The 21,957-nt window shown below is 45.1% G+C and carries 20 protein-coding genes; 11 read left to right on the top strand and 9 right to left on the bottom strand.

The features are described 5' to 3' along the window. Positions 1 to 267: 267 nt before the first annotated feature. From QGN29_RS03715 to QGN29_RS03725, 3 genes are all read left to right on the top strand, one after another. The gene (locus QGN29_RS03715; protein ID WP_310799331.1) at positions 268 to 2,322 is read left to right on the top strand and encodes a hydantoinase/oxoprolinase family protein; all 2,055 of its coding nucleotides are present in this window, start codon (positions 268 to 270) and stop codon (positions 2,320 to 2,322) included. A 10-nt stretch (positions 2,323 to 2,332) separates the two neighbouring features. Then, positions 2,333 to 4,192 carry a hydantoinase B/oxoprolinase family protein gene (locus tag QGN29_RS03720; RefSeq protein ID WP_310799332.1) on the top strand — a complete coding sequence of 620 codons (1,860 nt, stop codon included), beginning with the start codon at positions 2,333 to 2,335 and terminating at the stop codon, positions 4,190 to 4,192. 228 nt (positions 4,193 to 4,420) lie between these two features. Continuing rightward, positions 4,421 to 6,982 (top strand): TonB-dependent receptor, encoded by a 2,562-nt coding sequence (locus QGN29_RS03725; protein ID WP_310799333.1) that lies wholly within the window; start codon positions 4,421 to 4,423, stop codon positions 6,980 to 6,982. A 63-nt stretch (positions 6,983 to 7,045) separates the two neighbouring features. Here the strand turns inward: QGN29_RS03725 and QGN29_RS03730 are convergent, their stop codons facing one another. From QGN29_RS03730 to QGN29_RS03745, 4 genes are all read right to left on the bottom strand, one after another. Further along, complete coding sequence (locus QGN29_RS03730) at positions 7,046 to 7,609, bottom strand: glutathione S-transferase family protein (RefSeq protein WP_310799334.1); 564 nt, start codon at positions 7,607 to 7,609, stop codon at positions 7,046 to 7,048. A 139-nt stretch (positions 7,610 to 7,748) separates the two neighbouring features. Continuing rightward, the gene (locus QGN29_RS03735) at positions 7,749 to 8,756 is read right to left on the bottom strand and encodes a hypothetical protein (protein WP_310799335.1); all 1,008 of its coding nucleotides are present in this window, start codon (positions 8,754 to 8,756) and stop codon (positions 7,749 to 7,751) included. Then, positions 8,753 to 9,553: an alpha/beta fold hydrolase gene (locus tag QGN29_RS03740; protein WP_310799336.1), complete on the bottom strand. Its 801-nt coding sequence runs from the start codon at positions 9,551 to 9,553 to the stop codon at positions 8,753 to 8,755. The genes QGN29_RS03735 and QGN29_RS03740 overlap by 4 nt, the downstream gene beginning before the upstream one ends. Continuing rightward, a complete protein-coding gene (locus tag QGN29_RS03745) occupies positions 9,546 to 10,004 on the bottom strand; it encodes a VOC family protein (protein ID WP_310799337.1) in 459 nt (152 codons plus the stop codon). Before QGN29_RS03745 ends, QGN29_RS03740 begins: the two co-directional genes overlap by 8 nt. A 71-nt stretch (positions 10,005 to 10,075) precedes the next feature. On the opposite strand from QGN29_RS03745, the gene QGN29_RS03750 reads away from it, so the two are divergent. Continuing rightward, the gene (locus tag QGN29_RS03750) at positions 10,076 to 10,543 is read left to right on the top strand and encodes a VOC family protein (RefSeq protein ID WP_310799338.1); all 468 of its coding nucleotides are present in this window, start codon (positions 10,076 to 10,078) and stop codon (positions 10,541 to 10,543) included. 38 nt (positions 10,544 to 10,581) lie between these two features. On the opposite strand, the gene QGN29_RS03755 is transcribed toward QGN29_RS03750, so the two are convergent. Further along, positions 10,582 to 11,931: a spinster family MFS transporter gene (locus QGN29_RS03755; RefSeq protein ID WP_310799339.1), complete on the bottom strand. Its 1,350-nt coding sequence runs from the start codon at positions 11,929 to 11,931 to the stop codon at positions 10,582 to 10,584. Between the two features lie 151 nt (positions 11,932 to 12,082). Between QGN29_RS03755 and QGN29_RS03760 the strand changes: the two genes are divergently transcribed. Beyond that, entirely contained in the window at positions 12,083 to 12,811 is a 729-nt protein-coding gene (locus QGN29_RS03760; RefSeq protein ID WP_310799340.1) for a hypothetical protein, read from the top strand. Between the two features lie 55 nt (positions 12,812 to 12,866). Next, the gene (locus QGN29_RS03765) at positions 12,867 to 13,781 is read left to right on the top strand and encodes a DUF1838 family protein (protein ID WP_310799341.1); all 915 of its coding nucleotides are present in this window, start codon (positions 12,867 to 12,869) and stop codon (positions 13,779 to 13,781) included. Between the two features lie 53 nt (positions 13,782 to 13,834). Here QGN29_RS03765 and QGN29_RS03770 read toward each other — a convergent pair whose 3' ends face one another. Next, positions 13,835 to 14,164 (bottom strand): YciI family protein, encoded by a 330-nt coding sequence (locus tag QGN29_RS03770; RefSeq protein ID WP_310799342.1) that lies wholly within the window; start codon positions 14,162 to 14,164, stop codon positions 13,835 to 13,837. A 142-nt stretch (positions 14,165 to 14,306) separates the two neighbouring features. Between QGN29_RS03770 and QGN29_RS03775 the strand changes: the two genes are divergently transcribed. Then, entirely contained in the window at positions 14,307 to 15,494 is a 1,188-nt protein-coding gene (locus tag QGN29_RS03775) for a CaiB/BaiF CoA transferase family protein (protein WP_310799343.1), read from the top strand. Between the two features lie 75 nt (positions 15,495 to 15,569). Next, the gene (locus QGN29_RS03780; RefSeq protein ID WP_310799344.1) at positions 15,570 to 16,163 is read left to right on the top strand and encodes a PAS domain-containing protein; all 594 of its coding nucleotides are present in this window, start codon (positions 15,570 to 15,572) and stop codon (positions 16,161 to 16,163) included. A 20-nt stretch (positions 16,164 to 16,183) separates the two neighbouring features. Here QGN29_RS03780 and QGN29_RS03785 read toward each other — a convergent pair whose 3' ends face one another. After that, positions 16,184 to 17,200 carry an NADP-dependent oxidoreductase gene (locus tag QGN29_RS03785; RefSeq protein WP_310799345.1) on the bottom strand — a complete coding sequence of 339 codons (1,017 nt, stop codon included), beginning with the start codon at positions 17,198 to 17,200 and terminating at the stop codon, positions 16,184 to 16,186. 6 nt (positions 17,201 to 17,206) lie between these two features. Next, entirely contained in the window at positions 17,207 to 18,193 is a 987-nt protein-coding gene (locus tag QGN29_RS03790; RefSeq protein WP_310799346.1) for a chromophore lyase CpcT/CpeT, read from the bottom strand. Positions 18,194 to 18,337: 144 nt separating this feature from the next. On the opposite strand from QGN29_RS03790, the gene QGN29_RS03795 reads away from it, so the two are divergent. The 3 genes from QGN29_RS03795 to QGN29_RS03805 all read left to right on the top strand — a co-directional run bounded on the left by QGN29_RS03795 (position 18,338) and on the right by QGN29_RS03805 (position 20,877). Continuing rightward, complete coding sequence (locus QGN29_RS03795) at positions 18,338 to 18,643, top strand: DUF1330 domain-containing protein (protein WP_310799347.1); 306 nt, start codon at positions 18,338 to 18,340, stop codon at positions 18,641 to 18,643. Beyond that, positions 18,640 to 20,067: an aldehyde dehydrogenase family protein gene (locus QGN29_RS03800; RefSeq protein ID WP_310799348.1), complete on the top strand. Its 1,428-nt coding sequence runs from the start codon at positions 18,640 to 18,642 to the stop codon at positions 20,065 to 20,067. Before QGN29_RS03795 ends, QGN29_RS03800 begins: the two co-directional genes overlap by 4 nt. 99 nt (positions 20,068 to 20,166) lie before the next feature. After that, positions 20,167 to 20,877 carry a Crp/Fnr family transcriptional regulator gene (locus QGN29_RS03805; protein WP_310799349.1) on the top strand — a complete coding sequence of 237 codons (711 nt, stop codon included), beginning with the start codon at positions 20,167 to 20,169 and terminating at the stop codon, positions 20,875 to 20,877. A 3-nt stretch (positions 20,878 to 20,880) separates the two neighbouring features. Here the strand turns inward: QGN29_RS03805 and QGN29_RS03810 are convergent, their stop codons facing one another. Continuing rightward, a complete protein-coding gene (locus QGN29_RS03810; RefSeq protein ID WP_310799350.1) occupies positions 20,881 to 21,936 on the bottom strand; it encodes a nitrilase-related carbon-nitrogen hydrolase in 1,056 nt (351 codons plus the stop codon). Positions 21,937 to 21,957: the final 21 nt, after the last annotated feature.

The following is a 21,957-nucleotide window of genomic DNA, read 5'->3' on the forward strand; positions in this document are numbered from 1 at the left end:
GATAAGACCTTGAAACTAAGGTTAATATCTGCCTATAAAACATAATGATATATTTTTATAACATATACCACGAAAAATATACATGACGATGATAAAGATCAATGCATCAGACCTTGTCTATATTGTTTGATGTAAAAAAAGATCAAGGAATAATACGGGAAAACTTGATCGACATGATTTTTGAAATACCTGTTAGACTGCCAGCATAGCGCAGGCAGTAGATTGATCGATTCAGTCAACCGGGGTTAACTAAAGGAGCGGGAAAGAATGGCATTCAGATTAGGTGTAGACGTAGGGGGGACATTTACGGACCTTCTGCTAATTCAAGAAGAAACAGGCCAAACGTGGCGAGATAAGGTGCCAAGTACACCACACGATCCATCAGAAGCCGTCATTGCAGGAACCAAAGCCATCTGCGATCAAGCAGGCATTCGTGCCTCTGATATTACACAATTTCTTCATGGAACAACAGTAGCAACTAATGCAGTTCTTGAAGGAAAAGGGGCAAAGACTGGGCTTGTGGTAACCGAAGGATATCACCAAATTCTGCAAGTGGCCCGGTCCCTGGTACCCGGTGGATTAGCAGCATGGATTACGTGGCCAAAGCCTGAACCGCTCGCAGCTCTAGAAAATACTGTAGAGATTGAAGAACGCTTAGCGGCGGATGGATCCGTGGTTAAGCCCGTCAATAAAGAACAGTGCCGAGCCGCTCTTGAAAAATTAAAAGCAGAGAATATCGAAGCCCTTACCATTTGTACCATTAATTCTTATGTGAATGGGCAGCATGAATTAGAGATCGCTGAAATTGCCAAGGAAATCTTCCCAGATATTCCTGTTTCACTCTCGCATCAGGTTCTACCTGAAATGCAAGAATATGAAAGGGCTTTGACAACAGTTGCAAACTCGCTTGTGCGTCCAATCATGGCCATGTATGTAGCCAACCTGCGCAATGAACTTAGAGCGATGGGGATGACAGGTCATATTAATTTGCTTCGATCTGATGGTGGGTTAATGGGCTCTGAAAAGGCTGAGGGACATCCTGTGAACTTGCTCATGTCTGGCCCTGCAGGGGGCGTTACAGGAGCACTTTGGGTTGCCAAAAACTCAGAACAGAAAAACATTCTGACCCTAGACGTAGGCGGCACATCAACGGACGTAGCCTTGATAGAAAACGGCGAGCCTCGCCTGAGACGTGAAACAAGTGTTGGTCACTTAACTGTGCGTGCTTCCTCGCTTGATGTGAAAACAGTCGGCGCTGGCGGCGGTTCAATTGCACACGTTCCAGAACTAACCGGCGCCTTGCGGGTTGGCCCTGAGAGTGCCGGTGCAGTGCCAGGCCCCGCTTGCTATGGAAAAGGCGGTGAGGTTCCAACTGTTACTGACGCCCATGTCGTTCTTGGAAATTTACCTTCAGCCCTACTTGGTGGTTCATTCAAACTTGATGTAGATGCTTCACGCAAAGCTGTGCAGACTATTGCAGACGCGCTGAGTGTGACCCTTGAAGAAGCAGCCCAGGGCATCATCGATATCGCTAATGAAAATATGTTCGGGGCTCTTCGTCTTGTCTCTGTGCAACAAGGCTATGATCCACGTGATTTTGCCCTCATGGGTTTTGGCGGCGCTGGGTCACTCCACTCGAATGCGGTGGGTCAACTTATGGGGTCTTACCCAATCATTGTTCCTGTTAGTCCTGGGGTTCTTTGTGCAACTGGAGATGCGACAACGCAAATGCGTAATGAGCATGCCCGCTCATTTAATCGCACGATCAAACAGACAGATGACGCAGAAGTTGCTCAGTGGTTAAAGGACATGAAGGCTACAGTTTCTAAAGACTTAGAAGAAGACGGTGTGCCATTGGATGCCCAGACAATCACTTTTGAGGCTGGCGTACGCTATTCTGGCCAAGGATTTGAAGTGGATATGACCATCAATATGTCTGATTTTGAAAAGGGTAAAGGGATCGAAGCTTTAAAAGCTGCTTTTGATGAAGAACATAAACGACTGTTTACCTTCAATCTTGATGTGGTTCATGAAATTGTGAATTTGCGAGCTATTGCCATAGGTCAAGGCGCAGAAATGCCAGCGATCAAATTGGAACGGGGTGATGGAAATGCATCAGCCGCTAAAGTCAGTGATCATACCATGTGGGCAGAGGGTAAAAAACATGAAGCCGCTATTTATGATCGATCCCGCTTGAAAGCCGGCGATATTATTCCCGGTCCATGTATCGTCACCGAAATGGATAGTACCGCTGTTATTTTACCGAACCATGAAGGAACGGTCGATACATACGGTAACATTCTCATCAATCCAGTCGCGTAAGGAGGGCACCATGAAAGCAACAATTATTGAAACAAACTCCACCCCTTTCGCAAAAGAAGATGTGGATACGATCACCCTAGATATTATTGAAAACGCCCTCAGAAATGCACGGGAAGAAATGGATGCAACGCTTTTCCGTACAGCCATGTCTCCTGGCATTCGAGAACAGGGAGATGCTTTCCCACTCATTGCGGATCGAAACGGTCTGATGGTTGTGGGACAGTTTGGCTCTTTCATTGGTGGTTTCTTAAACCAATATGAAGGCGATATTGAAGAAGGCGACATGGTCTGGCTATCAGATCCCTATAGCTGCGAAGGAGCAGTTTCTCACAACAATGACTGGCTTATCCTCCGTCCGATCTTCCGGAATGGACGATTAATAAGCTGGGCATGTATGTTTGGCCATATGACAGATATTGGCGGTAAAGTGCCAGGCTCTCTGCCGACAGATGCCGTAAGCGTTTTTGAAGAAGGTGTGCGCATTCCACCCGTTAAACTTTTCAAAAAAGATGTTTTGCAAGACGATCTTCTGAAGCTTGTTCTTCACCAAACACGAATGCCAGAATGGTGCCGTGCAGACCTTTTAGCCGTGGTGGCCTCTTGTCGTGTTGCTGAGAAACGTGTGCATGAAATTTGTGATCGCTTTGGGGATGAATTTTATGCCAGTGCAACTGATGAACTTCTCTCGCGTAACAAAAGAGCTATGGCTCACCTCATTAATACTGCCATTGGTGAAAGCCCAGTAAGCTTTGAAGATTACATCTGCGATGACGGCCGTGGATTTGGCCCCTATAAGATCAAGTGTACCATGTGGCGAGAAGGCGAAAAAGTCGTACTAGACTTTAACGGCACGGACCCCCAAGCTATGGGCTCTATTAACTTTTATCTTAATGAAAACATGCTTAAAATGTTCTTTGGGATATATATGGTAATGGTCTTTGATCCACAAATTATGTTTAACGATGGTTTTTATGATTTGTGTGATGTCCGTATTCCACAAGGATCGTTATTAAAGCCAAACTTCCCCGCTGCCCTATCATGTCGTACACATGCATTGGGTCGAATCTTTGATGTCTTAGGTGCGCTTCTCGGAAAAGGACAACCCGAGTTTCTGTCAGCTGCAGGTTTCTCTTCTTCACCGCACCTCATGTACTCAGGCTTTGAAAAGGAAAGCGGTGATTGGTTCCAGCTTTTCCAAATCGGCTTCGGGGGTATTCCTGGACGTCCCTTTGGAGATGGACCCGATGGTCATAGCCTATGGCCTGGTTTTACCAATGTACCCAATGAATTCCTAGAGCGCTATTTTCCCATGCGTATTACTCGGTATACTTCGCTCGCAGATAGTGGCGGTGCTGGTAGTTTCCGGGGGGGTAATGGTATTCTGATGACCTATGAATTCCTCAATAATGGCATTGTGGCCATTCACGATGATCGCTGGTTCATTCCCCCATGGGGTGTCAATGGAGGGACACCTGGAGCACGCTCTAGTAAAATACTCCGCAAAGCTGACGGGACTGAAATTCCCCTGCCAAGCAAATGCGATAACATTGAAGTAGAAGTTGGCGATCAACTTGATTACATCACCTGGGGCGGTGGCGGATGGGGTAAAGCCTTTGAGCGCGATGCCGATCTTGTTGCCTTAGAAGTAAAGCAAGGGCTTGTGACTAAGGAATGTGCCTACGATGCTTACGGGGTGAAACTGAATGAGGACGGCACTGTTGATCATGCTGCCACTGAAGGTAAACGCAAGGAATTGGCAGCTGCTCATATAGATGGGGAAATCTTTGACTTTGGTCCAGACCTTGAGACGCTGAGAGAAAACTGTAAAGCTGAAACAGGCTTAGAGGCGCCAATCCAGCCAAGCTGGTAGACGCTACAGTCACTCTTGAGATATCAGAAAATTTCGCAAGGGCCTGTCGGAAAACAGCCGATGGGCCCTTCCAGTATGAGGGGTATGCTATTCTATTGCCTCCCTACGAAAACAGCCTAATTCTATAGACACTATTTTCGAGTAAATGATCCGACACCGTTTACAGGCCGTACCAATCAGTGACGACCTTAATCATTTGTGCAGACCATACATGGGAGGGATATATCTATGAAGCACTCTAAGAAAATGATCCAATTTTTATCTGGGGTAAGTATTTTGGCAGCACTGCCTGCTGCACCGCTCATCGCTCAAGACGATGACGAGATGCTTGAAGAAATCATTGTTAGCGCACGCCGCAAAGAGGAAAAATTACAAGATGTGCCGGGAACTGTCACTGCAATCACGCGCACCACTCTTGAGCGGGCAGGTGTATCACGGGCGGCTGACTTTATTGCCCTGACACCGGGTGTGACTCTCGTCGATGCTGCTGAAGTTGGGGATACTCAAGTGAATATTCGCGGTATTAACGGAGCCCGGGACGCTGAAAACAGCTTTGCCTATATCCTAGACGGAGTTCTTTATACCAATCCAGCCGCGTTTAACCGTGAATATACTGACCTAGCGCAGATTGAAATCTTTAAAGGCCCTCAGGGCGCGATTTATGGTCGAAATGCTGCCGCTGGCGCGATCATTGTAAACACTGACAAGCCAGACGGGGACGTCAGAACCCGGGGAACAATTAGCTACGGGGAAGACAGCACAATCCTTGTTAAAGGGTCTACCACAGGTGTTCTTATAGAAGATAAAGCCTATTTCAGACTGTCAGGTGATTTTCGCAGCACTGATGGATTTTACCGGAACCGGTATTTAGGCGGTGCTGCTACAGTTGATGCCTACGAGGGTTTTAATATCAAAGGGCGTCTTGTATATGACGTCAACGATCAACTCTCAATCGACAGTAAAATCAGATACGGCGAAGTCGATGCTTCCTCGATTACTTTCAACTCCACATTCAACCTGCCTGTTTTTGCAGCAGGCACTAACACACCAGCAGCCAATCAGGACGTGAATGATTTCGACTTTGTTTTTGACAGCAATATACCATCAGACAATGATCAAAAATCATTCGAGTTTTCCTCAAAATTCGATTACGAAATGGATGACATGACGTTAACAGGCTGGGTTCTTTATAGTGACATTTCAAATAACCTTATGTCAGATGGAACATCGGCAGCTTTTGGTTTTTATGCACCAGATTCTGCATGTCAGGCCTCTATTTCAGCGAATACTGGTTACGGCCTTTTAGCGCCGCAGTTTATTGGTCAAACCCCAACGGGTGTGATTTTTGATCCAAATGGGTCCTTCCTCGGCGCTTATACACCATCCACCTGTGATGGCATCCAAGAGCAATTGAGAAATCAAAAAGATTTGAGTGCTGAGATCCGATTGGCATCCAACACGACAGATGACCTGCAATGGATGGTTGGTGCTTATTTCCTAGACATTGACCGCCGTGTTGGTGTGTCTCTGAATCGTGATAGCGGTGGCCCTGTAAACCGCGGCCTTTTCCAACCCTCAGGACCCAATCAGACAGCTCAACTTCTCAGAGATCAATTTGATAGCAGTGTCTTTGCCGTCTTTGGTCAGATCCAATATGACGTGAATGAAAAGACAGAAATTTCTGTTGCTTTGCGTTATGACAATGAAAAACGGAAGGTATCTTCTCGAGTGCCCGTAAATGCACGTCAAAATGTGATTGATTTAAACTTTGATGGAATCTTCAATGATCCAATCAATCCAGCTCTCAGCAGCTTGATCAATCCATCAGGCGTCATTCCCGATCAAGAAGAAACATTCTCAAAAGTACAGCCCAAACTATCTGTTACATATGATGCAACTGAGGAAACAACCCTCTTTGCAAGTTGGGGTGTGGGCTTTAAAGCCGGTGGCTTCAATAACTCAGGTAGCGCAGCCACTGTACAAATCTTTAACAATGGTTTCATTAACGGAGGGATCGGCATTCCTTTTGCTGATAATCTCGGTGTGCCACTGCCAAATATCCAAGATAACTACGGCAAAGAAACATCCAGTGCTTTTGAAGCAGGGTTTAAGTCTCGCTTAATGGGGGGACGTCTGAATATAGGGGGTGCCGCTTATTATACCAAAGTTGATGATATGCAGTTCTTTGAATTTTTCGTTGGCACCTTTGGTTTACTCCGCGTTGTCTCAAACATGGATAAAGTCGATATTTACGGAGCAGAATTGGATATCAATTATGCTGTAAATGAGAATATCCGTGTCTATGCAGCGGGTAATATCACGGACAGTGAAATTAAAGGCAACAGCTCCCGGCCAGATACAGTTGGAAACAAAGCCCCTTACACAGCAGACTATACTTTGAATGCTGGTATTGATTTTGATTTTGACATTAATGAAGATATGGCCTTTTTTGCCCGCGCGGATGCTCAGTTTGTGGGTCCGACATGGTTCCATACAGTTCAAGGCGGCGATCGTCCAACCATCTTCATGCCGCTCTTTGAGCTCGGCTTTGGCCCTGGTGCTGGCGCTCTTGGTACTGCCAATTATGCCAATGCCCGCCGCGATGCATACGAGACCGTTAATCTAAGAGTTGGTATCCGCGGTGAAAGCTGGACCTTCACGGCTTATGCTGACAATCTTTTTGATACAAAATATCTAGAGGAAGTAATCCCGGCACCTGAATTTGGTGGGGCTTTTGATCATCCTGGTGCGCGTCGCCGCATCGGAGCTGAGCTGAGTTTTGAATTTTAAACCTCAGACAACCTAAATCTGAAAAGGCCTCTTCGGAGGTCTTTTTTTATGGACCATCAAGGGTTACACCGAAAGGGGTGAGGAAATTTTTACCTCGTCCTCCTGTTTTTCAATGGTTAAATATTCGATTGTCTCAAACAGTAAATCCTCTAGATAGATTGTCTCTTCAAGCTCATTGTTTAAAACAGAGAGAACACGATTGAGCCAGGCCTGCATCATTGGTGACTTCTCAATCGATTTGTTTAAGATCCAACTGGCCGCTTGGATATCTGCAAGCGATAAATGCTCTCCTTGAAGAAAGGAACGACCATCGTCCATTTGCCGCATGACCAAACCACTTTGGGCCGTTGAATCCTCTGATGACTCAGCCATCTTTTTACGCCAAAACGATAAAGCCATGGGCATACCCTTATTTCCATTGGGAAATAAGCTTGGCTCAGGCTTTAAATATTCTAAAGCAAGAATAATGGCTTCCTCTCCAACCAGCTGGATCGTCCCTTGAGACAGACAGATCTCTCCCTGTGTATCCTCTTCACTGACAAGCCAGTCAACGCCCTTATGCGCCAGCATGAGTTGACAAAAAGTTGCCGTAGATTGGTCCTGTGCTTTTAAGGTCAAAATGCTCATTGTCTTTAGGCTATTCTTTCTGCGCACCGTTTATCTGTAGATAAACCTTCTGATCTTAGGAAACTTACTATAGCCTGATAACAAATGAATGCCAGCAGTCTATGTATCAAATAGTTGCAAGAGCAAGGGTGAGCTGGCTTTACTGATCTTTCTCATAGAGCTCGACAAGAGCCCCGCCCGGTGCTTTTAAAAGAAGCACATTCACGCGCCCAACAGACGACAAAGAGAGTGCTGATGCTTGCCCAAGAATAGGGATATCCAACTTCAAAGCTTTAGCTTTAAAAGCTTTCAGGTCGTCCACAGGAAAGCGGTACCGTGAGAGCCCCCTGCGCACCCCCAGAGTGCGCTGTGAGAAATCCTTGCCCTCAAACCCTTCGAAAGCCAACAGTTCAATAGAGCCTTCATTGATTTTTTGGGGGTGTAAAATCGCGATGTCGCGCACGATTTTATCCGCCATTTCATGCGGCAGACCTAAGACATTAGGCCCTGGTTTCTTTGAAGCGCCTCTGTGCTCTAAATAGGGTTTGAACCCCATGAATTTTTGCCAAAATTTCAGGCCCTCAGTCATATTTGAGACAATCATTGTACTGTTAAAAATACGCGAAAATCCTTCCATATGCGGCCACCCTTTTAAAGGGGGCTGCATACGCTCGATTAGGGCAAATCTTATCCCATCAGGTCCGCGTGGAATCCACTCTTTCACAACAAACGGCCCAAAAGAAAATTGAAGCGGCTCAGATGCCGCGTTAAAGCCAAATGATTTCAAGGCATCGCTCGCGGTTTTCAGATCACTCACTCTCATATTCAAGTCAAAGATACCTCCAGTATCCCATGCATTGTCTTGCGGGCGTATAAGGTCAGTTTCAAAAGAATCAAATTCGATCAACCTCAAAAAACCGCGCTTTGTGCCTGGATTGTGCAGAACCGTAAAAGAGGCCGACCCTTCCAACTGCCAAAGATCTAACCAGCCTTGATCAACACGGCCTTCTTCTTTGACTTGCCATCGACCGACCTGAGAAAAGATCTCTTTCCAAACAGCTCTATTTTTCACCACAGCCACGACTTCATGAAATCCACCTGTCACGTGCTGGGCAGTGACTGTGAAAGGCAGAATAGTTGCAAAGATTAAGGCTATAAGAGTTTTCATGACTCTAAAAACTTTCTAAACTTATGAGCAATCTCTGCCCCGTCCATCTCAAAGAGGTCACTTTTCAAGTGGGGCCACTCTTCAATAACGACCTGCTTGAACAAGGCGGCTGCAGCACGACTATTTTCAGCCAATGCTTCGTCGGGAATTGGGATAAGAACTGGCTGACTTACTTTTGGCAATTGGACCTCAGGTATATAAGAAAAAACGGCAGAAAATCCATCATTAGCATCAAGCCCCGATAACAAACTTTCAGCAAACTGTTGTAAAAACCGCTCCTCAGTTTGGCGCCCCCGGGCTTTTAAACCCAAATCCCAGCGTTTTTGTATATAGCCTTCTTCTGTAAAATAAGGGCGTCCCTTGGCGTACATGGCTTTCAAATTTTCACGCTTCGTCTCCGAAACCAAAGGAATGCCAGGCAGTATTAATCTACGCACCATCTTCGGAGCTTCTAAAGCAATTTCCGCTGCAATAAAAGTACCGCTATGAAAGCCTAATATATCAACTTCTTCAACGCCTAAGCTATCAATAAACTCAATGAATGATGCGGCGTATTCTTGAATTGTTGGATTATTTCGGATCCGATCTGACCCTCCATATCCAGGAGTATCAGGGCAAATTACAAGGCGATCTTTCGACATTTCAACTTGAAAATTCTCATAGAAACTACCGGAATAAGGCGATAGATGCAAACAGACAAGCGGAACTCCGCCCTTCCCAGCGATACGATAATGCACTTGCCCAAAACTACAGGAAGCATAAGCCTTTTTAATTGGATTGAGAGGGCCTCTAGGCATCAGAGTTTTCCAAAATAATATAGATAACAATTAAGTTGCCATCATAGTCTAAAAAACCTAATTCACGACCTATGCGGCCGTCTTTGGTTTCCAATCTGGATTCGTCAAAAACTTTCAAGCCTGCAGCCCGGGCGTTGTTCATCACTCCATCAAAATCTTCACATTCAAGAACAATAGCACTGCGCGAAGGCAACGGCACTTCAGGCAATTCAATTCCTTTTAATTCCGTGAGAGCCATAACATTGGTTTGCGTTTGAGTAGAGAGAACCGCAAACCGCATATCTGCCGCGGGATCAATTTGAAAAACCTCATATGAGTAGCTGGTCTTCTCTGAGTTTTTTGTAAAGGCGATCTCTAGACCGAGAATATCCCGGTAGACAGTAAGTGCGCGGTCAAGATCTGTAACAACATAATTTGGCCGCTGAAATCTAACATGTGGTTTTGCTGACATAAGTCATTCCTCTTCCCTCTTGATTTCCCTTATCCTCTCTACTTTCATAACAAAATAGAAAGAAGTGTCTCATGTCAACTATCCTACGGCGCACCACTCTAAAGGTCCGTGATATGGATCAATCCATTGCCTTCTATGAGCAGGTCATCGGAATGAAAAAATATTACGACAATGAATTAACCTTAGAGGGTGATTTATTACCTGGCTGCGAAAAAGGCGATGTTATTCGCCTTGTGATTATGCAAGGAGAGGACGATTATATGGGGATGATTGGCTTGATGGAATGGCTCAGTCCAAAACACCCCGCTCCTGAAGTTGCCTTTACCTTTGATTATGGGATGCCTGTTTTTGTCACAGCCGTTGAGGACGCCGAAATTGCTTTTTCTAATGCCAAGAAGAATGGCTGTGTCATTCGAGCCCCGCTGACCGAAGCTGAATATCCAGCACCAAACGGACAAGGGACTGTGAAAGTTCGCTCTGTAGGCGTCTTTGACCCCGACGGTCATTTCTTTGAATTAAATCAACGTTTAGCAGGCTAATGTTCCAATAAAAAAGGCTCCAACTCGGAGCCTTTTTCTTAAACTTTTTCTAACTGTTTCCTATAAGCCTTCCCAACGAAGAAAGAGAAAAGAATAATAGGCCCCCCATAAAGGATAGGGATGAGAGCCATAGAATAGCGAATTAGGCTTTCATCTGCAAAAACAACATTTGTGAGATAAGCCACACCGTTAGGTCCAACAAAAAGCCCCGCAATCGAAATCACCATGTAATATAGCGCTACTGTTTGGCCTCTTATTTCACCGGGGACTATCGCGAGCAGAGCAGTGATGCCTCCTGTGGTCACCATTGTAATCCCAACATTTGAAACTTGAGAGAGGAAAAAAGCAGTCCAAACATCTGGCACCAATGGGAAGATCACGGCTGTTGGCACCAGTAATAGTAAGCCCATCTGGGTGAAGCGAAAGGCCGCGTCCTTACGCCCTTTATGAGACCATTTGTCAATCAATATACCCCATAATATGTTACATACGGGGGCTAAAATTATGAGGACACTGCCATTATAGTAGCTAAAGGTTGCAGGGTCCCACCCCCATGTTCTAGCAAAAAGAGACGGCAGCCAAAAACCGGTATAAGCCACCACTGTCATTACTGAAACCATGAGCATTACACCGATAAACGCGACCCAGTTTTTCTTTAAGAATTTCATGGTATCAAAGATGGTGGCAGCTTCACCAGATTCTGAGATAGCTTGCTTTGAGGCGATTCGCTCAGGTTCTTTTAAAAAGACATAGATAAGCGCTAAAAATATTCCTGGAAAGCCTACAACTAAGAAAACAACTTGCCAAGGGCGGTCTATGCCAAAGGTGGCGAGAGAGGTCAGATCCAATGTTCCTGCCCATTCAAGAATACCACTGATTAACAGATAGGCTATGCCAGAGCCTATTCCAAGGGCAGTAGAATAGACACCAATTGCTTTCGCACGACTTTCAGGTTTAAAAAGATCAGAAATAAGGGACATCGCTGCTGGACTGAGCGTTGCCTCGCCAGCTCCAACGGCGACCCGTGCTAAGAAGAGACCTGCAAAGGATTTCGCAACACCTGAAAGCGCAGTGGCTATTGACCACACGAAGACACCCACAGCGATAATCCATTTTCGCGGTTTACGGTCTGAAAGCCATCCTAAGGGAATACCCATGGTCGCATAAAAGAGCATGAAGGCCGTGCCCGTTAACAGGGCCATTTTTTGATCGGAATAGCCAAAATCAGCTTTAATGTCTTCCGTAAGCATGGCTAAGACTTGACGATCTATATAAGAAAATATGTAAGTGATCGTCAGAAGAATAACCACAAACCATCCATAATATCGACTAGGATAGACCTGTGTATTTTCATCCACATGTTCAGTTTTTTCTAGCTGCTCAGCCATTTTTCTTCCCCTAAAGATGATCTAATGAGATCCCTCAACATGAGAGATATACCATCATCACAACTTTTTTCAGACAATGATATGTATCAATGCAGTCTCGGCTCTGCACACTGATGATAGGCTAAATACTTCTCACAACCAGGAGGGAAAAATGGAACTTGATCTTAACCCTGCTTTGAACTTTGGCGATTATTCAATTATGCTGCATGACATCTTACGGTGGCTGCATGTGATCCTTGTTGCTTATTGGCTTGGCGGTGAATGGGGTGTGTTTAATGCCTCCACCAATGTAGCCAATCCAGACCTTACACTCGAAGAACGCTGGCGCCATATCAACACTTCAGTTATGATTGATATCTTGCCGCGCTCTGCCATTATCTGGCTCATGCCCGTTGGGTTTCATATGGCAGACAATTTGGGTGTTTCGCCAGTATCCGGCATTTGGGTGATTGTTGTATGGCTATTAACTGCCGTCTGGTGGTATGGTCTTATTTGGCAGGCTTTTAAAAATCGTGGCACTGATAAATATGTCCATTTAACGCAAATAGATAATAAAATTCGGTGGGTCGTTATTCCATCGCTTATCGTCGCAGGCTTTTATAATTTCTTTACTGGGGATGTTTTCATCACTGGCACAGATGCTGGCGGCAACTGGTTTGGATTTAAAATGGCTTTCTTTGGTTGGGTTCTTATCATTGGCCTCTATCTTAGGTATATTATGACGGACTGGGTCATTTGCTTTAAAAAACTTGAGGCTGGCCCCGATCCAGAAGTAGAAGCCCATATCACAGAGACACTAAGAAAAGGCAAACTGACAGCCTACGTCTACTGGGTGAGTATCAGCACCATTGCATTTGTCGGTGTTACAAAGTTTTTCTAGATCACAGAGTTAAATACAGAATTAGATACCAGAAATAGATACCAGGGAGGGAACTATGAAATCTATCAAGTCTATCGTTCAATCTGTTCTTGGCATAGCAGCAACCACCTCTATGCTAACGACCAGCATTCAAGCAGATCAATATGATCTTTCGAATCCAGAAGATGCCCTAGCAGTGAACCGAAAAGTTCAATGTTCAACAATCGACAGCAAGCCCGTGTTTTATACATGGGAAGGCTATGCTCTTGGTCGAAGAATGGGTGAAGCAGATAAGCGCCTGTTTAAAGTGATGGGCATGAATGTCCGCCAGTGTGGCAGTCTTGATGGCGGCAAAAAAGGTAAAGGGTATCGTATGGTTACCCGTGAAATCATGCTCTATTTAGACATGAAGACTGGCAAACCCTTGGATAAGTGGCAAAACCCTTACACAGGGAAAGAGGTGGATGTTATTCATGTTGCCAATGATCCTGTGAATAGTCGTCCTTCTTATCCCTATAATGCCAAAGGAGAGCCAGCTTATCGTTTCTTCGGTCGCTTCCAAGAAAACAATTGGTTCATGACATTCCCCGTCCCTCTTTTCTATCATAATGTCTTAGCAGGAGAGTATCAGAAATATGTTGGGAATGCCTATCATGCCACTGAAATGTTCAATTTCATGGGCGAAAAAGATAGTCTGCTTGATAAATCAACGGATACAGATATGGGGGCCAAGGTTGGTTGGGTTCGTCTTTCAACATGGTTACCTTGGATGGAAATGCAGGGCCGGGAAGGCATCATCTATTTTCAAGCAGCTGGCGGGAAAGTTTCAGGCTTTGAAGGCTTACCAAAAGTGATGCAAGACTATATTAATAAGGTTGAACCGGCCTATAAAGCGCCGCCGCCTCTCGATGACGATCGTGAAAATGAAACCAGTTGGACTTACTTTAAGAAAAAACTGGTTGGTGGAAAATTGAAGCGTGGCGGTCACTAGATCGATCCACGAAATAAGAAAAAGGCCGGATATCCCGGCCTTTTTTATAAAAGTTAATATGAAATACCACCAACAGCAGAACCCAGCGCCCCTCTAAAGGTTTCAAACTCAATGGTCTCCCAGATACCCGCAGAATAATAGGGGTCATTCTCAAGCAACTGCTGTGCTTCTTCTTTCTCTGCTGTTTTATAGATCAATATGGATCCAATGATGGTTTTATTATCCTGATCAAACATAGGGCCTGCCACTAAAATTTGATCCACAATCTTTTCAACATAGGCTAAATGTTCAGCCATCAGAGTCTCCCGCTGGTGGGAGACAGCAGCCCCTCTTTTGTCCTTACACAGGGCTGCGGTAAATAATATTCGTTTTGAGTCTGGCATGTCTGAGGTCTCCTCTTTCCTCCGGTTTAGCGCAAATCATTCCACAGAGTCTTGAGCCATATCAATGAATTTTATTTTGCAGCAATGGTATTAATGTATTAATGATATAACAATGTAGTCTTTTTAAATAATAGGGAACCTTATGACTGAAACTGAACATCTGCCCCTTTCTGGGATCAAAGTTATTGAATTTACCCATATGGTTATGGGGCCAACTGTTGGCGTGATGCTCGCTGACCTTGGGGCTGATGTGATTAAAATTGAACCGGTCAAAGGAGATAATACACGTCGCTTGGTCGGCTCAGGCGCTGGTTATTTTCCAATGTATAACAGAAATAAACGCTCTATCTGCCTAGATATGAAAGCGGCCGAAGGGAAAACAGTTGCTTATCAGTTGATTAAAGAAGCTGACGTGGTCATTGAAAATTTCAGGCCTGGAGCAATGGATAAACTTGGATTTGGTTATGACAAGCTTTCGAAAACAAATCCCGGTTTAATTTACTGCAGTGAGAAAGGCTTTCTCTCTGGCCCCTATGAACATAGAGCCGCCTTAGATGAAGTGGCACAAATGATGGGTGGCCTTGCTTATATGACTGGCCCAACAGGCCGTCCCTTGCGAGCCGGAGCTAGTGTCATTGATGTTACAGGCGGCATGTTCGGCGCTATGGCTGTGCTTGCAGCCTTAAATGAGCGACATCGTACCGGCAAGGGCCAATATGTAAAAAGTTCCCTCTATGAAACAACAGCCTATCTCGTCGGTCAACATATGGCACAATATGCAGTGACAGGCAGTCCCGCCAATCCCATGCCTGAACGCATTAGTGCCTGGGCCATTTATGAAGTGTTTGATACAAAAGACGACGACAAAGTTTTTGTTGGTGTTGTCAGCGACACTCAGTGGGTTGTCTTTTGTGAGAGCTTTAGCCTAGAAGAGCTCGCCCATCATCCAGATTATGCAAAGAATGCTGACCGCGTGGCGCAGCGCGATACACTTATTCCGCAAATTAAAGCTCTTTTTAAATCTTATACAAAAACTGAGCTTATGGCCAAACTCGAGACGACGGGCTTGCCTTTTGCTCCTATCACTCGTCCTCAAGACTTGATTGAAGATCCTCATCTCAATGCACAGGACGGCATGATCGAACTCACTTTGTCAGATGGGTCTCTTGCGAAATTACCCGCTCTTCCTATAGAAATGAAGGGTGAAAGATTAAAACTGCATACTGATTTGCCGACCATTGGAGAACATACAAATGAGGTTCTCTCGTCCTTAGGGTATAGCGATGAGATGATTAAACAAATGAAAAATGCATCTATTATCAATGATTAAAGCCTTTTTGTTTTTTTAAAATTGCTACTGTGATAGGGATCACGTAAACTTTTTGAATTAACAGAGAGGGTAACCATGATCCTGTTTAAGGATATTGACGATCACATTGAAAATGAGGATGTTTTAAGCCTCGCCAAAATTTGGCAAGAAAGAGCAGTTTCTTGTTCATCTGGGGTTCCCAAAAAAGATAGTTTTCCTATTCAAAGTCTTGTTGGCATTTTACCTCACGTGGCAATTTTTGGTCTGACAGAAAAGAATGAGGTGATGTTCAAATTAACCGGCAGTTTTATTGATCAACTCTTTGCAAAAAACCTTTCCGGTGAAACTCTTTCAGCCATTTCCCAAGGGGAAAATTTAGAAAAGATGGCTGCTTTTCATCATGAGATTATGACCCAGCCCTGTGGCGCATATGTGAATACTCGATTTGTAGGAGATAACGGTTATCTCTTTACTTATGAAACACTCACTTTACCGCTAATTCTTGAAGATGGGACGCCAGGTTCTATGGCTGTGCTCTATGCTGAAGGCATTCATCCCAGTCGCTATGAAGAAGGGCAAATCAGCTCCGCATTAAGAGAAGAGCCCCTCTCGACTTTCTGGATCGACATTGGTTCTGGCACTCCAGAAGGCCATGAACAAACATTTACTCGGTATGTATCTGACCAATAGTCCCCTGTTATAAGCGTATATTAGTCGTAAACTTTAACAATTTGCTTACCTATATTCTTGCCTTCATAAAGACGCATCAGGGCATGCGGCATCTGTTCAATACCCTCAAGAATATCTTCTCTGTAGTGCAGGGCACCTTCTGCGATCCACTGGGCCATGACGGTTTCTGCCTCAGCAAAAAGAGGTTCATAATCATATACAAAAAAGCCCTGCATTTTAGCTCTTTTTGCTCCAATTTGGCCCCAATTTTCAAGAGAATAGGGGCTTTCATTTAAATATTGAGAAATCCGGCCGCATGACACTATGCGTGCATACTGGGCTAGATTTCCTAGCGCATGATCTAAAATCTCCCCGCCCACATTATCAAAAAAAACATCAATGCCTTTTGGGGCATGACGTACGAGAACTTCTGTCAAATTATCTGTCTTGTAATTAATGGCTGCAGCACAGCCCAATTCATTGGTCAATGTGTTGCATTTCTCGTCTGTCCCTGCGACACCTATCACCGTGCACCCCATCAATCGCGCCACTTGAACAGCGATAGATCCGACTCCGCCCATGGCGCCAGAGACAAGGGCAATCTCTCCTTCTTTTGGATTTGCGATGTCCTTCAGGGCACAGTAAGCTGTATAGCCTGTCATGCCAAGCACACCCAGTGCTGTAGACAGGGGCGCGGTTGTTTGTCTTACAGGATACATAAGCGGCGTTTGACCTTCAGACTGCAAACTATACTCCTGCCACCCCAATTTTCCTTGTACAAAAGTCCCTACAGGCCAGGCTTTACTTTTACTCTCAACAATGCGCCCCACCCCGCGACCAAGCATCACATCTCCTATTTTGAGAGGTGCTTCTATCCCTGCCCCATCAATCAAGTATCGACGCATAACAGGCGCAACAGAGAGATAGTGTGTTTGCACCAGAAATTGGCCCGCATCAACCTGAGGTATTGGAGACGACCGAAGGGCAAAATCACTTGCCTGAATCGCGCCTTTCGGCGTCGCAGCTTTTATCCATTGTTTGTTCATTAATGAGGTCACGACACCCTACTCATCAAGAGTACAACTGGCCTGCATCCAGCGAAGATTGAGGGCGATCCTTTTGCTTTCGGGGGCTGTCCAAACGTAGGAGGTGGCACGATCACTGCCATCTTTATGAGCATAGAGCACGAGAGAATCTCGGTTCGGGTCATAAGGCCATCGAACATTTCGCATTTTTATACCAACACTTTTTCCTTCTTGACCCACAAGATCAATCCAAAACTCTCCCCCTTGATCCTGAAGTTTAACATTACGGACAAACTGCATTTTCTTTGGCGCTTTGTCATTGGTTGCGAGCATCCAACACGTAAAATTTCTTTGCTTTAATAACTTATGGGGCACACCGGCTTTATTCCCATAAACATAATTACCCGCTTCATCCTCTGCACGATCATGAATCCATATTTGATCTTCTGTCAGAACCAAATCATCTGAAAAGACCAGGGTGCGCTTGCTTCGCGGTGAATAAACTTTGCACGCTTTATCGTCCATAAATCCGATAAATTGATTGGCTTGCCGTCGCCAGAATACGGTACAGCCTGCTGGAAGAGTTGTCACATCTTCTCTGGTCAAACCATCAAGCTTTGACGGATCCAAATGCGCGTCTTTGACCTGAGAGACATCCTTTGGAGAAAAAATCTCTAGAGCCACAACATGCCGCTCATAATTTGGCGTAAAGCGATAAAACCTTTGTCGATATATTTTTTCTGGGTCATTATCGCTATATTGCTGCACATAAAAGACATGCGTCCCAAGAAAAGGGAGGTCAACTCGTTTAAAAATCGAGTGAATTCGGCCGTGTTTCTCATCAGCCGGTGTCTTCAGTACGCCCTCAAAATAGACTTGTTCCATGTTATCATATTCACCGCCAAACCATTCCATCATGATCCTGAAATCTCGATCTAAGACGCTGTTCTTGTCTTTAGCCTCAAGTGAATTGCCTGGAAATACTAGCACAAGGCTAAAAATGGCAGCTGTCAAAATCTTCATCATCAGTCTCTCCCATTGACGTGAAGAGAAACTATATCCAAGCCAAGCACAATCGCTTATGATTTAGATCAACACCCTTATTGATTTGTATCATGGTGAGTGCGCCAAAGAGTCGGTAGCTTTTTAATAGCTAGTGAGGAGAAACTGATGGCGGCTTATATGGTTATTATTGCTGAAATTCATGATAGGGAAAGCTTTATGGCCTATGCAGTTGAGGCTGCAAAACTGGTCGAGAAAATGGGGGGGACTTATCATGTCCAACGCCCAATCAAAAGTGAATGTTTAGAGGGGCAATGGCCCGACACGGATCGCCTTGTTATATCAAAATGGCCGAGCTTTGAGGCAGCAAAAGACTTTTGGCACAGCCCAGAATACAATGAAGTTAAGAAATTAAGGGCTGGGAATTCAACCGTAAGAGTTCGTCTGGTTGAAGAGTTGAGTGCCCTATCATGAGCAGTCCATTCCCTGTTAGAAATCCTAGAACCGGCGTGTATGACTACAGGATCACCCCTACTCCTGCATCAGAAATTAGCCTTATCAGCTCCACCATGCGTGTCCATCAAGAGACGTGGCTCCAGATAGGGCTCGGCAAAAGAATTGCCATTCTCCAACAATTTGCAGAATCCCTAATTGACCATAAAGAAACAGTATTAAAGGCCCTTGAACAAGACACGGGACGCTCGCTCATTTCATCGGTGGAAATAGATGGAATTAAAGGTGCTGTGGATCGCTGGGCCGCTATAGCTTGCGCACATAAAAATGAAATCGGCGTCTCTTCTTCCATGCCTCATATCTCCTATGAGGTCACTTATAATCCCTATCCCTTGGTCGGTGTTATTAGCCCTTGGAATTTCCCTCTCACCCTCTCATTTATCGATGCTCTTCCGGCCTTAATTGCTGGCTGTGCCGTTCTTATTAAACCCAGTGAAATCACACCAAGATTCGCTGAACCACTGAGAAAAATTCTCACTACCATTCCTCATCTGAAGGATGTCTTGGTTCTCGTTGATGGAGACGGTGAAACTGGGGCCGCTGTCGTCGATCAAGTTGACACGATCTGTTTTACAGGCAGTGTGAAAACTGGCCGAATAGTAGGGGAACAAGCCGCACGAAATTTCATTCCTTCCTTCTTAGAATTGGGAGGTAAAGATCCTGCGATCGTTCTCAAGTCTGCTGATATTGATCATGCATCAACGGCACTCCTCCGTGCCAGTATTCTCAACAATGGACAGGCGTGTCAATCAATAGAGCGTATCTATGTCGACGAAGCAATCTATGCAGACTTTATGGAAGCCCTTATTCATAAAGCACAGCAGGTTACATTGAATTCTGACGACATTCATAAAGGCATTCTGGGCCCTATCATCTTTGAAAAACAAGCACAGATCCTACAAGATCAAATCGATGACGCCCGTGAGAAGGGAGCTGTCATCCATACCGGTGGGCACGTAGAAAATCATGGTGGAAGCTGGCTGAAACCTACGGTAATCACGGATTTGACCCCTGACATGCTTGTGCTGACTGAAGAAACCTTTGGACCCCTTTTGCCTGTGATCCCTTTCAATACCGTTGATGAAGCCATCTCGCGAGCCAATGACAGTGATTACGGGCTAAGCGCTTGTGTTTTTGCCGCAACTGCAGAAGAGGCTATTGAAGTGGGTCGTCACCTTGAGGCTGGCGGCATTAGCATAAACGAAGCTTCGCTCACGGCCCTAATGCATGAGGCTGAGAAGAATAGTTTCAAATTAAGCGGTATGGGTGCTTCGCGGATGGGGCACTCTGGATATCTAAGATTTTTCCGTCGCCAATCGCTGATGATTAATAATGGAAAGGCATTACCTATCCATGCTTTTGATGAAAACTACATTTCAAATTAGTCTCAATAAATCCCCATAGACAGCCAGAAAAGGTATTCTTTTTCCTTTGTTCTTCCCTTTTTTTTTGATAACGTCCTGTGATCAGGGAGTGAGCCTATCATGTCAATGAATCCAATAAAATGTCATAGCTGTTCTGCGCGGGCAAGCCGGTTATGCTCGTCTTTAGATGAAGATGCCATCTATGAGTTAGACGCCATTGCTACACGGATTGAAGTCTCTAAAGGTAATTATATCTTTCAAGAAGAAGACCCCTCGAGCTATGTCTATAATATCAGCACTGGGATGGGCTATCTTGAGCGCCTCTCAAGCGATGGACGCCGGCAAATTATGGCCTTTCTCTTTCCAGGGGATTATATTGGTCTTATCCCTGATCCAATTGTCAATGTGAGTGCGGGCGGCTTAACAGACATGTCTGTCTGTCGGTGGAACATTAAAGACATAGAAAATCTCATTGACAAACATCCTGAATTTGAGCACCGCCTTAGACGCATAGGCAATAGAGTTCTTGCAACAACATTGGACCAGCTCTTCATGCTTGGCTGCAAAGATGCCCGCGAGAAACTGGCCTTTTTTCTTTTACAAATGGAGAAACGTCAATTGGTAGCACTAGGGGAAATTGAAACTATTCACTTACCGATGACCCGCGGTGACATCGCTGACTATTTGGGAATCACAGTAGAAACAGTGAGTCGAATCTTTACCCGAATCAAAAAAGAGGGGCTGATCGAGTTACCCGACTCGAATGAGGTCGTGATTAAAAACCGTGAGCTTCTCGAGGAAATCGCCGAATATAACGGCATTGATTACTAAAAATTAAATTATTTTCTTCTCTACCAAGCCTGTGATGGCTGCTTTTTGAGTCTCGATAAAATGCGCTCGATCCGGCTCACTAACAGTCCCATCTTCTGCAAGAAGGCTATTGGCTTTTTGACTGCCCCCTACGGCATATGTCTCGGCAAAAAGTTCAAACCGTTGACGCGCTAACAGATTGCCCATTCCAGGGCGGCGGCGATATTTTCTGAGGGCGTTTAAATCAATTGAACAATGGGCAGTCATGGTCTGCCCCCATCCTGATTCCACCTGCGTAATTCCCTTATAATCAACAATAGACGATTTGCCGTCTGTTGCAGAAAAAGGCAAGTCATGGCCGTTAATGCCTGCAGCATTTGCAGAGACGACATAGGCTAAATTCTCGAGCGCTCTTGCTTTACGAGCAATGGCTTTCGGGGTTTCACTCACATTCCCCATCTCGCCTGTCGAGTGGACAATAACTTCCGCCCCTCGCATCGCAAGCGAACGCGTAATTTCAGGATATAAAATCTCTTCTGACGCTACTGCAGCAAGACGCCCAATCTCTGTCTCAACAACAGGAAAGACACCGTCTAAGCCATAAATATCTAAATATTTGTCCCATACATCATGAGGGGTGGGGGCAAACATGCTATTCAAACGACGATAGCGGAGGATAACATCCCCCTTTGGATCGAGAATAAAACTTGTTTGAAAATAAATCCCTTTAAAATGAGGATCATTTTCATAGGCATTGCCCGCAATAAAGATATCATTGTCTCTCGCGATCTTTCCAAGGGCTTCATATTCTGGCCCCTCCATTTCCAGAGCTGCCTTTTCTGCCCATCCTGAAATGGTATCCCCCATAGGGTAAGCGGTCAGCACATATTCTGGGAGCACCACGAGTTTGGTATCAGGGCCGATGAAAAGTTTTGTGGCACGAATTTCTTTAGCTAGACGATCAATGGTTTTCATCATGGATTGGCGCACTTGCGCTCTATCAACTATGGAATTCACGGCATCGCAAGCCGTTTGAAGTGCCACCGCGTAATAGGACGGTCCCAGTAATGCCCCGCTCATAAAAAACCCCTTTGATTTGAA

This window comes from Temperatibacter marinus, from assembly GCF_031598375.1.
GTDB classification, from domain to species: domain Bacteria; phylum Pseudomonadota; class Alphaproteobacteria; order Sphingomonadales; family Kordiimonadaceae; genus Temperatibacter; species Temperatibacter marinus.